The sequence below is a fragment of the Cryobacterium sp. Y11 genome (assembly GCF_002929535.1).
Taxonomy (GTDB): domain Bacteria; phylum Actinomycetota; class Actinomycetes; order Actinomycetales; family Microbacteriaceae; genus Cryobacterium.
In genome coordinates, this window is sequence record NZ_PJJO01000058.1 from 139139 (window position 1) to 151268 (window position 12130).

Consider the following 12130-nt stretch of genomic DNA (forward strand, 5'->3'; position numbering starts at 1 on the left):
ATGATAGAAGGTCTGATACGAACGCACTCGGTAGCTCGTGTCACACTCGAATCATTTGTGAGACGCCACCGCGGCCCTCAGTCTGCGCGGCGGTTGCGTCGTAGCCGTAGATTAGGTGCCACCGCGGAGGGCGGTGATCGGCTCGATGTTGGAGGCGCGCAGGGCGGGATAGGCGCCGGCAGCCAGGCCGACGATGGTTCCGAGCAGGGCGGCGCCGATGGCGACTACGGGATCGAGAATCGGCGTCCAGCCCTGGAGTAGCGAGACGACGACGACCGCGAACACCCCGAGCGCCGAGCCGATCAGGCCACCGAGCAAACCGATCACGGCCGATTCCACGATGAACTGCCGGGCGATGTTGCGCCGAGTCGCGCCGAGCGCGCGGCGCAGGCCGATCTCGCCGACCCGTTCCATCACCGAGAGCAGGGTGACGTTGGCGATGCCGAGGCCGCCGGCGAGTAGGGCGAGAATGCCGAGCGTGAGAAAGACGATGTTGATATCGGCTTGAATGTTGTCTTGCAACGACGATGCCGCGGCGGGAGCTTGCACAGTGAAGTTCTCCGGTGCGCTCGGGTCGAGCGCGATCGGTGCCTGGCGGGACACGAGCGTTCCGGCGCCAACCTCGATTTGCACGTGCAGTTCGGCCGGGGCGGTCAGACCGAACTGGGTGCGCGCGGTGTTCAACGGCACGATGACGGCGTCGAGTAGGTTGGCGCGGCGTTCGACGCCGTCGATGATGCCGATGACCGTGTATGGCACCTCGCCGATGAAGATCGATGGCTGACTGTCGACGCGGTTGATGCCGAGAGTTTCGGCGGCCCGCGAGCCGAGCACGGCCACCCGGTCGCCACGCTCGTCGTGGCCGGCATCGAAGTAGCGCCCGGTGACAACCTGTCCGCGCACCGCGGCGAGCAGGTTTGGCGAGGTGGCGATCACGGCGGGGCTTAGTGTCTGTGCGGCCGATGGATCGTTGACGGGAACGGATGTCACGGGCTGGCCGACTACGTCGACATCGGCCACGAGACCAGCGCGTTCCACCCCGGCCAGGCGATCCACCCGCTCGGGGGCATCCCACGGCAGGCGCCCAGTGGCCTGCTCGTTGCCGCTCGAGTTGCGGGTCGAGGCCGGTTTGATCAAAATTTGGGTCGCCGAGACCGCGTCGAACTGGTTCGAAATCTGCCCGGCGGCGGTCTGCGCAAAGCCGATGGTGACCACGAGTGAGGCGATGCCGAGCACGGTGCCGAGGGTCGTCATGACGAGCCGGCTCGGCCGGGCGCCGACGCCGTGGCTCGCCTCGACCAGCAGGTCTTGCACCGAGAAACGGTCGGCGCGGCGGATGACTGGCACGATGCTTAGCGTCAGCTCAGCGGATGTGGTCGGCTCGTCACCAGAGACATCGGCGACCGCCTCAGGGAGAGCGGCGGCGCGGGAACGGCGGCGCAGCATCCGCTTAAAGGAGAAGGTCATGACAGCTCGCTCAGGCGACCGTCGGTGATGCGCACGCGGCGCTTCGCCCGGTCGCTCACGGCCTGGTCGTGGGTGATGACGATGAGGGTGAGGCCGTCGGCGTGCAGCTCTTCGAACAGGTCCATCACCTCGCCGCCGGTGGTTTCGTCAAGATTGCCGGTGGGTTCGTCGGCGAGCAGGAGTTCGGGCGAGGCAACGACGGCGCGTGCCACGGCGACGCGCTGGCGTTCGCCGCCGGAGAGGGTGCCGGGCAGAAAGTCGAGGCGGCGACCCAGGCCAACCCGGAGGAGGGCTGCGCGGGCGCGGTCCTCTCGCTCGGCGCGCGGAACACCGCTGTACAGGGTGGCGAGCAGCACGTTGTCGAGCACGGTGCGGTGTGGCAGCAGGTGAAAGGCCTGAAAGACGAAGCCGATGGTGCCGCCGCGCACGATGGCGCGCTGCTTCTCGTCGAGCAGGCTCGTGTCGCGGCCGTCGAGGTGGTATTCGCCGACGCTTGGCCGGTCGAGCAGGCCGAGGAGGTTGAGCATCGTGGACTTGCCGGATCCGCTCGGGCCGACGATCGACAGGTAATCGCCACGTTCAACCCGCAGATTGACCGATTTGAGGGCCTGCACCTCGGGCGGGCCGGGAAAGGACCGCGTGACGTTGACCAGTTCGACGACCGGTTCGACGACCGGGGCTGTTATCACCGGCCGATCACCGGCCCACCACGACGAGGTCGCCGACCGTCAGCGAGCCGTCGACGGCGGTGATCTCGACGAATCCCTCGGCGGCGAGCCCGGTCGTGACCTCGACCAGCACGGTCTCGGAACCGTCGCCCGGGTCAAGTTCGACGCGGGATTCGCCGCCGGGCCCAGCGGTGAGAGCGGCGAGCGGAACGGCGAGCACCTCGCCCTCGGTCGAGCTGACCGGGATGCGTACGCGCACGTTGCTACCCTGCACGGCCTGAATCTGTTCGTCGGTAAGCGCGTCGGGGGCGAACAGAACGGTGAAGCGGCCGCTGGTTGCTGCACTACTCGGTGCTGTGCCGCTGGCCGGTTCGGCGGGCAGTATCGAGGTGATCGTGGCGGGCTGGTCGCCGTCGGGCATGGCGAGAATGGCGGGCGCGCCGACGGTCAGCAGGGCGGCGTCGCTCGCGGTGGCCGAGCCGGAGATGACCAGGGTCGCGCCGGAGACCCGCATGACCGGGCCGGTGATGCTGGATCCGCGTTTGACGCTGATCTCGTCGACCCGGCGGGGCAGGCCGGGCAGGTAGAGCACCTCGCCGGCCGGAAGGTAGGCCAGCGCACCGTCGCGGGCGTCGCTCAGGGTCTCGCCGGCGCGAGTGAGTTCGGCCTTAGCCGCCGTGACGGCGGCTTTCTCGGTGCTTGTGTCACGCGGGGCCAACGCCTGGACTCGGCGCGCGACGGCTAGGGTGACGGCGTCGGCGGCATCCGCTATGTCATTGGGCGTGCCGTCAGTCTGGGCGGCGACCAGGGCACGCTCGGCGCTGCGCACGAGGTTGCCCTGCTCGACCACGTCGACGTTGGACGCGGCGCCCTGGGCCGTGGCGAGAGCGTTAGTGGCGCTATCAACGGATGCCTGCGCGCTCGTGACCCCGGCTTCGGCGCCGCTCACCGCGCCCTCGATCTCGGTGCCGCCCGTCGGGGCCGGGTAGCCGACCTTGGCGTAGAGTGCTGTGACCGCGCTCGCGGTCTGCGCGTCGAACACATCGGAGTCGAGCGCGCCGGCGTCAATTCCGGCCGCGCTCAGGCCCTGCTTGAACTGGAGCACGTCGGGGCCGGACACGCCGACCCGGAGGGTGCGGTAGACCGGCAGATCCCCGGGCAGCACGATCACCGGGCGGCCGGTCACCTCGAGCGCGACCGAGGCCGTGTCGAAGATGGCGGCGACCTCGGGCACCTGCCCAGTCACGATGGGCGCGCCGGCGAGTTCGCCGGTTTCGATCGACACGTCGACCGAGTCAGCATAGGTCGCGTCGCCGCGCATGGTGACGTCGTTGGCGAGCGTGCGGTTTTCTATGGGAACGGTGATGAGGCCGGCGGCGGGAGCGTTGGCATCCGCTGCAGCCTGGCCGGGGGAGACGATGAGCTGGCCGAGCCCGAGACCGGCGACGAGCGCGACGATGGCCACGGTGGCCATGACCCAGATCACCCGGTTGCCGGCGAATAGGCGGCGCCAGCCCTGGCTGCGCGAGTGCGGTTTCGGCGTGGTCGATTCAGGGGTCTCTTCGGGCGCGCTCCGTTGTCGACCGAACCGGGGCGACACCTATTTGCCTTGCTCGGAGTCTGCGATGAGCGCGTCGAGCTCGGTCTTGTGGTCAATGATGAACTGCTCTTCAAGGTCGAACTGCACCTGCATCGAGGCGTCGGTGTAGTCAACCTCTTCGGCGCAGGTGAAGTCGGCCATCGCGAGGGTGAGTTCCTTCTCGCGCATCTCGGCGAGCACCTTCTCATCGGGGCCGGTGCCGGTTTGGTTTTCATAGAGCGCGTTCTGCTCGTTCATGATCGATTCCTGCGCGTCGGCCTTCTTCGTGAAGGTTGCGTAGCCGGCGTCGGCCATGCACGCTGCCCACTCGGAGTCGAGCTTCACGAGCGTGGGGGAGGCCTGCGACGTTTCGTACATGGCGCTCATCGCCTCGTACAGTGCCGCGTGCTCCTCCTGCGAGGGCTGATCGCCGTCGATCTCATGGCTGGCGAAACCCTGGCAGCCCGAGGTCTGCCAGTTGTACTCGTAGGAACCGTCTTCGCCCATCTCCTCTTCGGTGGGCTGAACGCCATAGAGCACCTCGTAGTACGCGGCCTGTTCCCCCTCGGAGAGCGACATGACGTAGTCCTGGTTTGGATCGATGAACTCCTCGCTCTGCGCCTGCTGCTCGGCGATCTGCTCCGGCGACTGGCTCATGCCGTAGCCGTTTTCAGCGACCCACTTTTCGGTGCCATATTCCTCGCCATCGTCGGCGCTCATCATTCCGCTGTACTGCGCGTTGTCGACGGGAACATAGTCGAATCCCTCGTCGGCCATGCAGTTGGCGATGAGCTCCTCCCGATCGTTCTGTTGCGCCAGCATGGTCTCTTCGTCATAGCCCTGGTTCATGGCGGACATGTACTCGGACAACGGGCTCGCGGCCGGGTCGAGCTTCGCGGCCGCCTTGTCGGAGCTGCACCCGGCGAGTGTCAGCGACAGAAAGGCGGCGACGGCGACGGCCGTGACCAGTGAGCGATGACGCATGATGTTCCCCTTTTGGTGATGATCACTATGGCGAAGCAGCGCTGCTGGCAAATCGCCGCCCCGGTTCCCATACGGTATCGCATTGGAGTGGCGCATTGCAGCACTACAGGAACCATACCGTTTGGTCGGTTTTGGGCGCAAGGTCGGGCGGGGGCTGGGCCTGTGGCGGTCGGTTGCGTTTTGATCTCGGCCATGGTTCAGTGTTGCGCGAGCACGCCTCATCCGCTGTGGTTTCGCTGACCCGTCCCTGGGTCGGCGCTCGCCTCGTTGCTCACGGCGCGTCCTGTGGACGGATATGGTGGAAAGCTCGGGTTCAACCGGGAGCCAGCTCCCGGTTTCACGTAATTGGAGAATGCACCATGGCCCAAAACCCCAAACAGAGCAACAAAGTTGCCCGGGCAGCAAGCTCGGGCATGCGGAACGCACGCTTCAGCGCTGCAGCAGACACTGCCGCTGCGAGAGCCAGAGCCCTGAGGTCCAGCTCCCTAGAGAAAAAGAAGCCCGGCAAGTAGCTTGTGCGAGCTCGTCAGCGCTCGCCGCGCAGGTAGGCGAGCTGAGCCCGAACGGATGCCTCGGCGGCGAACCGCACAGCGGCATCCGTTTGGGCGTACACCACGTCGGTAACCTGGGCGATACTCGCGTCGCGGCCAAGCGTCGAGAGCGCGGCGCGCACCTGGTCAAGGCGCTCATTCCGGTGCGCGAGGTAGGTGTCGCAGATAGCGGTGAGGTCGGGCAAAACGGGGCCGTGGGCCGGCAAGACGATGGCAGGGCCGATCGCCCGCAGCCGGTCGAGGGAGGCCAGATAGTCGGCCAGGGCGCCGTCGATGATGGACGTTCCACGGCCGAGAATGGTGTCACCGGTGAGGACCGACCCGGTCGGGCCATCGCCCGGCAGGTGCAGGCAGACCGAGTCGTCGGTGTGGCCGGGAGTCGCCACGACCCGGATGCTGGTGCCGGCGGCCAGGATCAGCTCTCCATCGACGAGCGTGGCGCCGTTCACGCAGTATGCCGGGTCGAACGCGCGAACCGGGGCGCCGGTGAGCGCGGCGAATCGCGCGCTCGCCGCCGAGTGGTCGGCGTGCCGGTGGGTCACGAGCACGAGCTCCACCCGGCCCGCGGCGGCGAGGGCGGCCAGATGGGCCTCGTCGAGGGGGCCGGGGTCGACCAGCACGATCGTTTTCGCGTCGGGCGCCCCGATGAGGTAGCTGTTGGTGCCTTCGAGCGTCATCGGCCCGGCGTTTGGCGCGAGCAGGCTGCGGGTGAACGGGCTCGTGCGCATGATATCGGCGGGCATAGCTGGCAGCTTAGCGGCGCTGGAGTTTCTGTCGGGGGTCGGCGTTATGGTGGGGGGAGCTTGATCAACCAGCCCGAACGGGGCCCGATTGGATGAGGACAACGCGATGACGCGAGACGTCGAGACCGGCCCGGTGCCCAGCGAGGACGCAGCGAGCGGAGCTGTACAGGCCGGGGCCGTGCCTCTCGGAGTGGCCGCGACGGTCGTGTTGTTGCGCGACAGTGCGGAGGGTCCCGAGGTGCTCCTGCTGGAGCGGCCGCGCCACCGCGGGTCGTTCGCTGGCGCCTGGGTGTTTCCCGGCGGCGGCGTCGACCCCGATGACCGGCTACCAACGGATGCCGCGGCGCCAGGCGGTACCGGGCTCGTCGCATCCGCCACTGTGGTGCCCATCGGCTCGGTGCCTACCGGTTTGACACGCTGCCCGCTTGACGCGGCTGCTGCGGCCGAGGCCGTCGAGCAACGCGCGGCCCGCCGGGCTGCCGTGCGCGAGGTGCGCGAGGAGACCGGGCTTGAGGTCGATCCGACTGCGCTCCTGGCCACCGCGCTGTGGATTCCGCCGGCGAGTGCGCCAAAGCGCATGCGCACCTGGTTTTACCTCGCGGCGGCACCGACCGGGCCGATCACGCTCGCCGAAGATGAGGCCATTGACTACGCCTGGCTTCGGCCCGAGGTCGCGCTGGAGCGGCACGCATCCGCTGCGCTGACCCTCGTCGGCCCGACCTGGGTGACCCTGCACGGGCTGCAAGGTCACGGTTCGGTGGCTGAGATCGTGGAGCACTTCACCCAACGCGGGCTGGCGCACTATGCGACTAGGCTCGGCGTGACTGGGCGCGGGCCGGTACTGTTCTGGGCCGGTGACGCGGCCTACGACGATCACGCACTCGTGGAACAGTCCGGCGGCCGGCACCGCCTTGAGATCGGCCAGCTTCCGTGGGCGTACAGCTTGAGCGATTAGGCCTCGAGCTGGCGCGCAAGGTCAGGCGGCGGGTCGAACGACGGGCAGAGAGGGGAGCAGGGACGGCACGCGGCAGCCCTGGCCGCCGACGAAGCTCAGGCAGTCGTCGAATGGGAACGAGAACGGTTCAAACGCGGAGTCGCCGAACCAATCGTTGTAGAACAGCCAGAAATTGAGGTTGCCGTAGGTCGAGCATCCGTCGCCTTCGTCACCGACGTTTTCGATCGCGACCGCATTGGGCTGATACGGCGTGTAGTTGTACAGGTTCGCGGTGGCCTGATTTGCGATGTCGACCGGCGTCGCGCCGCATTCGGTAGTGGGGTTGAAGCCAATATCGACAGAACCTATCTGAAAAGCTCGGTCGGGCTCCTGGGTGTACTGCCGAAACTGCCAGGCCGCGTTGTAGACCTGGTTGAAGAATCCGAAGTACTGGGCATCGCAATCAGCGGTGTCCGGGCAGCCATACCCGGTGGCGCGCAGATAGCCGGATTCGCTCGGCCGAGTCAACAGCGACTGTTCCTTCTGCAGCAACACGAGCAGCACTTCTGGGCTGATGGTGCAGGCCTCCGCGATCTTCGCGATGATGCGGGCGGCCTTCTCGTTCTCGGCGCCGGAATAGGGCAGGCAATGGCCGGCGCCCTTGGCCGGCTGGCTCATGGTGGTCTCGCGGTATTCCCATAGGCACGGCACGCCGTCGCTCGGTCGGCAGGAGCGCTGTTCGAGAAAGTCCTGAATCTCACCCTCGCTGAGGGCATCGGGGTTGAAGAAGTTGTAGTCGCTGATGATGAGGCCGGGGTCGAATGGTGCGGGCTCGATCGGTGCTTGGTTGATCAGTGTCGAGATTGTCGCGGTGGCTGGGAGCGCGGCGACCTCTGAAGTCGCGGCCGCTGACATCGGCAGGGCAACGAGCGTCGCCGCCAGACCGGCCAGGGCCATGGCCGTCGCCAGAATACGCAGTCGACGACGGGGCAGCGCGAATGTGCTCATACCAAAACCCTAACCGGGCGCAGGCCGGCTCGTGGCTGGTAGGGATACTGTGGGCAGAATTGCCCGAGCCCGAGGAGACCATCATGACCATCTTGGCGGTAGTGAGCGTGTCAGTCATGCGCCCAACCCTTTCTGCGGTGCTGGGCCGCGAGTGAATTCTCGGGTAACCGTCGCCGACTTTTGCTTTCGGACTAGCCACCACGAACACCCCCGAGTAGGGCCTCAAGTCACGAGGTCAGCGACAGCATCCGCTCTGCCGGGACGTAACGCCGGTAAATTTCTGGGTCACCTTGGCGCAGCCAGTTCGGCTGGTTGGAATTGCGGTGGTTCTGGTGCCCGCCGCCGGGGTGGATTTCATGTAGATCGACCCGCTCTCGATCGGGGCACCGAGGGACTTCCGGCCCTATGCCTTGGCGTCACGCACTGGCAGGATGAGGAGTAGGCGATGGCGTATGAGCTCCTTTCGCTTCGACCCATAGAAGAGGTAGAGCAATGAACCGGATGATTGTGGTTGGCATTGATGACTCCACTGCCGGCGAGGTGGCCCTTGAGTGGGCCATGCGTCGGGCCGAAGTCGTCTCGAGCCCGGTGACCCTCATGCACACCGTGTACGAAACCTGGCTGGCCGATGGCTACGGCTACTACGACTCCATTCTCGATGGCGAGAAAAAGCTGCTCGCCGCCGCCGGTGCCCGGGCCAGTCTGCTGGCTCCCGCCGTGCCCACTCACACGGATCTGCGCACGGGAAGCGCCCCCCGCATTCTGAGCGAACTGTCCAAAGAAGCCAGCCTGATTGTGGTCGGTACCGCCCAGAAGAGCCGGGTCGAGGGTGAGTTGTTCGGCAGCGTCAGCCTGCAAATCGCCGCACTGTCGCACTGCCCGGTGGCCGTGATTCCCGATCTGCCGGCAACCGAGCGCTCCGGCGTCTACGTCGGTGTTGACGGTTCCGCTGATTCCGTCGCGGCAGTGGCATTCGCCGCGGCCGAGGCCGATCGCACCGGCCAGGACCTGTTCGCGCTCTATGCGGTGCACCTGCCGAATCGCCGCGTACTGCGCCGCATTCCCGCCGATGCCGTGACCGAACGCATGGAGGAGGAACGCATTGTGCTCGCCGAATCGGTGGCCGGTCTCGGCAAGCGCTACCCCGACCTCAGGGTGCACCAGGTGCTCGAGACCGACGAATCTCCGGCCAGGGCACTCGTCGCCGCAGCCAGGCACGCCCAGCTACTCGTGGTCGGTAGCCGCGGCCGTGGTTCCCTGCAGCGCCTGCTGATGGGATCGGTCAGCCACGAGGTGCTGCTGCACCTCACCTCCCCGACGATTGTGACGAGAACCACGCACACGTAGGTTCAACACGCCGCAGGAGTGCGTTGGTCAGAGCGTGAGAAGGTGGGGACAACGATGGATCAGACCGCTGCGGAGCTTGCCCTCACCCAGGAGCGGATGCGCGGCCTGCTCGACGCCGTCGTGTCGGTCGCCGAAGACCTCAGTCTCGAATCGGTACTCGAACGCGTCGTGACCGCGGCCTGCCAGCTGGTTCAGGCGCGCTACGGCGCCCTCGGTGTGATCGGAACCGAACAGGCGCTCAGTCACTTCGTCACCGTCGGGTTCGATGAGGAAACCATCCATCAGATCGGCGCCTTTCCGACCGGCCACGGCGTGCTCGGTCTGCTCATTCGCAAACCACACCCCATTCGTCTGCACGACCTGCACGACCACCCAGACTCCTTCGGGTTTCCGGCCCATCACCCGCCGATGAAGTCGTTCCTTGGCGTTCCGGTTCGGGTGCGGGACACTGTCTTTGGCAACCTCTATCTCACCGAGAAGGAGGGCGGCGGCGACTTCACCGATGAAGACCAGGAACTGGCCGTCGCGCTCGCCGCAGCCGCCGGTGTCACGATCGAGAACGCCAGACTGTACGACGAGGCGCGCCGCCGGGGAAACTGGTTGGAAGCTGTCGCCGCGATGGGCCGTGACCTGCTGCGGCCGGGCGATGGCGACAGCGACGGTGACGGCGATAGTGAGAACGGTCTCGATCTGGTGGCGGCGCGCGTTCTCGCTGCCTCCGGTGCCCAACTGGCCGTGATCGGGTTTCCCACCGACGACAGCCTGTACTGCGCGGCCGCCGCCGAAGTGGAGCTGTCCACCTCGGTCGCCGCCCATCTGGTCGGTAGCACGGTACTGCTGCGCCCCGGTGCGCTCGACGAACTACGCAACACCGGAGCGTCCATCGCACTCGACAACCCGCCGATTCTGCAAACGGATGCCGCACCCGGCTCCGCGACCCCGTGGTCGCTCCTGGGTCCAACACTGGTCGCCGCCCTCGGGCCGGCCGGCGACGGGCAGGGAGTGATTCTGCTGTCGCGGGCGCCGGCATCCGCTGGTTTCAGCCTGACCGACGTGGAGATGAGCGCCGTGTTCGGCACCCACGTGTCGCTCGCGCTTGAGCTCGCAACGGTGCACCGCATGCGCGAGGAGCAGGCCGTGCTCGGCGACCGTGACCGGATCGCGCGCGACCTGCACGACCTCGTCATTCAGCGACTGTTCGCCGCGGGCCTCAGCGTGCAGAGCCTGCGCCGGTTCACCAGCGATCCCGTGGCGCTCGACCGCATCAACGCCGTCACCACCGAGCTCGACGAGACCATTCGCGAACTGCGCGACACGATATATTCCCTGCGCGGAATGTCTCAGGACACCAGAACGCTCAGCAGTCAAATTCTCGCCGTGATTAAAGAGGGGGCGCAGTCCCTGCCGTTCGCCCCGCGCATCCGTTTGTCCGGGCCGATCGATGGGCCACTCGCCGACGATCTCACCAGCAGCCTGCTCGCCGTTATCTCGGAGGGCCTGAGTAATGCCGCCCGTCACGCGCAGGCGACCAGCATTGATATTTCCGTTGATGCCGAGCCAGAGCGGATCAAGCTCGTCATTGCCGACAACGGTTGCGGCTTCAGCGAGCCGGTGCGTCGAAGCGGCCTCGACAATCTCAAGGAGCGTGCGACGCTACTCGGCGGCAAGTTTTCGGTGCGCAGTACCATCGGTGAGGGAACTCGGCTGCGCTGGTCTGTGCCGGTGCCGGAGGTTACTGTCGGTGTTCGTCTCCACGTTTCGCAACGAAAACGGCTGCCTGAGTTCGGCGCTGAAAGTCCAGCTTCGCCAGCATCGACGACACGTAGTTCTTAACGGTCTTCTCGGCCAGGAACATGGTCTGGCCGATATCGCGATTGGTCAGGCCCTCGCCAATGAGGTCGAGCACCTTGCGTTCCTGCGCGGTGAGGGTGGCGAGCCTGGCGTCTTGCGGGTCGGCCAGGCCGGCGATAATGTCGGCTTTGAGCATCGGGTCAAACAGGGATTCACCCGCCGCCGCCCGCCGAATCTTGCCGAGCAGATCGGTGCTGCGAATCTCCTTGAGCACGTACCCGGCCGCTCCGGCGAGAACCGCGCCGCGCAGGGCCTGCTCGTCGTCGTAACTGGTGAGGATGAGGCACTGCTGGGTCGGGTTGACCGAGCGCACGTCCCGGCACACCTCGATGCCGGTGCCGTCCGGTAGCCGAGCGTCGAGAATGGCCACATCGGGACGCAACTCGAGAATAAGCGGGGTGGCTTCGGCGGCCAGTCCGCTGTCGGCGACGACCTCAAACCCCTCGCCCTCGAGCAGCTCTCGAAGTCCGCGCCGCACCAGCTCGTGATCGTCGAGAATGAAAACTCGTACCGGAGCAGCGTTGCTGTTCATGGGGGTCCTTCCCGAATTGCTGTCTCCTCAGTGTCGCGTGGGGCACCACCCGGGGACTAGGGCCAAAGGTCCGGACTTTTAGGAGCGCACCAGGCGTGCGATGGCAGCGGATGCCTCCTTGAGCTTGGCCTCGGCTTCGGGGCCGCCGGCCACAGCCGCGTGTAACACACAATGGTTCAGGTGATCGTCGAGCAGTCCGAGCGCGACCGATTCGAGCGCGCTGGTCATGGCCGAGATCTGGGTGAGAATGTCGATGCAGTACTTGTCGTCTGTGACCATCCCCTGCAGGCCGCGGGCTTGGCCCTCGATGCGGCGCAGGCGCTTGAGATACGCGTCTTTGTTCGAGATGTAGCCGTGCGGGCCATCGTGGGCCGGCTCTGACTCGTTCATGCACTGTCCTTTGTATTGTCGTCAATGTACCACTGTACCCCCTCGGGGTATATAGTGAGAAAGGTACCCCCAAGGG

General features: G+C 66.4%; 11 protein-coding genes. 3 read left to right on the forward strand and 8 right to left on the reverse strand.

Translation table 11 applies throughout. The features are described from left to right. Window positions 1-111 precede the first annotated feature (111 nt). From CXY75_RS12695 to CXY75_RS12715, 5 genes are all read right to left on the reverse strand, one after another. Window positions 112-1467 carry an ABC transporter permease gene (locus CXY75_RS12695; protein WP_233201884.1) on the reverse strand — a complete coding sequence of 452 codons (1356 nt, stop codon included), beginning with the start codon at window positions 1465-1467 and terminating at the stop codon, window positions 112-114. Further along, window positions 1464-2156, reverse strand: coding sequence for an ABC transporter ATP-binding protein (locus tag CXY75_RS12700; protein ID WP_233201885.1), 693 nt, complete (start codon window positions 2154-2156; stop codon window positions 1464-1466). The genes CXY75_RS12695 and CXY75_RS12700 overlap by 4 nt, the downstream gene beginning before the upstream one ends. Window positions 2157-2163: 7 nt before the next feature. Beyond that, entirely contained in the window at window positions 2164-3735 is a 1572-nt protein-coding gene (locus tag CXY75_RS12705; protein WP_233201886.1) for a hypothetical protein, read from the reverse strand. After that, window positions 3736-4698, reverse strand: a complete 963-nt coding sequence (locus tag CXY75_RS12710) for a hypothetical protein (protein WP_104083174.1) — start codon at window positions 4696-4698, stop codon at window positions 3736-3738. It lies immediately after the preceding gene. A 526-nt stretch (window positions 4699-5224) separates the two neighbouring features. Beyond that, complete coding sequence (locus CXY75_RS12715) at window positions 5225-5992, reverse strand: MBL fold metallo-hydrolase (RefSeq protein ID WP_104083175.1); 768 nt, start codon at window positions 5990-5992, stop codon at window positions 5225-5227. 106 nt (window positions 5993-6098) lie between these two features. On the opposite strand from CXY75_RS12715, the gene CXY75_RS19840 reads away from it, so the two are divergent. After that, window positions 6099-6947, forward strand: a complete 849-nt coding sequence (locus CXY75_RS19840) for an NUDIX domain-containing protein (RefSeq protein ID WP_158251197.1) — start codon at window positions 6099-6101, stop codon at window positions 6945-6947. Between the two features lie 21 nt (window positions 6948-6968). Here CXY75_RS19840 and CXY75_RS12725 read toward each other — a convergent pair whose 3' ends face one another. After that, window positions 6969-7934, reverse strand: a complete 966-nt coding sequence (locus CXY75_RS12725) for a hypothetical protein (RefSeq protein ID WP_146069466.1) — start codon at window positions 7932-7934, stop codon at window positions 6969-6971. A 492-nt stretch (window positions 7935-8426) separates the two neighbouring features. On the opposite strand from CXY75_RS12725, the gene CXY75_RS12730 reads away from it, so the two are divergent. Next, the gene (locus CXY75_RS12730; RefSeq protein ID WP_104083177.1) at window positions 8427-9281 is read left to right on the forward strand and encodes a universal stress protein; all 855 of its coding nucleotides are present in this window, start codon (window positions 8427-8429) and stop codon (window positions 9279-9281) included. Window positions 9282-9335: 54 nt separating this feature from the next. Then, window positions 9336-11114: a GAF domain-containing sensor histidine kinase gene (locus CXY75_RS12735; RefSeq protein WP_104083178.1), complete on the forward strand. Its 1779-nt coding sequence runs from the start codon at window positions 9336-9338 to the stop codon at window positions 11112-11114. Here the strand turns inward: CXY75_RS12735 and CXY75_RS12740 are convergent. Together CXY75_RS12740 and CXY75_RS12745 are read right to left on the reverse strand one after the other, a co-directional pair. Then, window positions 11014-11664, reverse strand: coding sequence for a response regulator transcription factor (locus CXY75_RS12740; protein WP_104083179.1), 651 nt, complete (start codon window positions 11662-11664; stop codon window positions 11014-11016). The two genes, CXY75_RS12735 and CXY75_RS12740, sit on opposite strands and share 101 nt — an antisense overlap. Window positions 11665-11742: 78 nt before the next feature. Further along, the gene (locus CXY75_RS12745) at window positions 11743-12054 is read right to left on the reverse strand and encodes a metal-sensitive transcriptional regulator (protein WP_104083180.1); all 312 of its coding nucleotides are present in this window, start codon (window positions 12052-12054) and stop codon (window positions 11743-11745) included. Between the last annotated feature and the right edge of the window lie 76 nt (window positions 12055-12130).

Excerpts from the sequence above, each read along its gene's own strand:
- CXY75_RS12695 (WP_233201884.1), bottom strand. The coding sequence starts at position 1,467 with ATGACCTTCTCCTTTAAGCGGATGCTGCGCCGCCGTTCCCGCGCCGCC.
- CXY75_RS12710 (WP_104083174.1), bottom strand. The coding sequence starts at position 4,698 with ATGCGTCATCGCTCACTGGTCACGGCCGTCGCCGTCGCCGCCTTTCTG.
- CXY75_RS12715 (WP_104083175.1), bottom strand. The coding sequence starts at position 5,992 with ATGCCCGCCGATATCATGCGCACGAGCCCGTTCACCCGCAGCCTGCTC.
- CXY75_RS19840 (WP_158251197.1), top strand. The coding sequence starts at position 6,099 with ATGACGCGAGACGTCGAGACCGGCCCGGTGCCCAGCGAGGACGCAGCG.
- CXY75_RS12725 (WP_146069466.1), bottom strand. The coding sequence starts at position 7,934 with ATGAGCACATTCGCGCTGCCCCGTCGTCGACTGCGTATTCTGGCGACG.
- CXY75_RS12730 (WP_104083177.1), top strand. The coding sequence starts at position 8,427 with ATGAACCGGATGATTGTGGTTGGCATTGATGACTCCACTGCCGGCGAG.
- CXY75_RS12735 (WP_104083178.1), top strand. The coding sequence starts at position 9,336 with ATGGATCAGACCGCTGCGGAGCTTGCCCTCACCCAGGAGCGGATGCGC.
- CXY75_RS12740 (WP_104083179.1), bottom strand. The coding sequence starts at position 11,664 with ATGAACAGCAACGCTGCTCCGGTACGAGTTTTCATTCTCGACGATCAC.
- CXY75_RS12745 (WP_104083180.1), bottom strand. The coding sequence starts at position 12,054 with ATGAACGAGTCAGAGCCGGCCCACGATGGCCCGCACGGCTACATCTCG.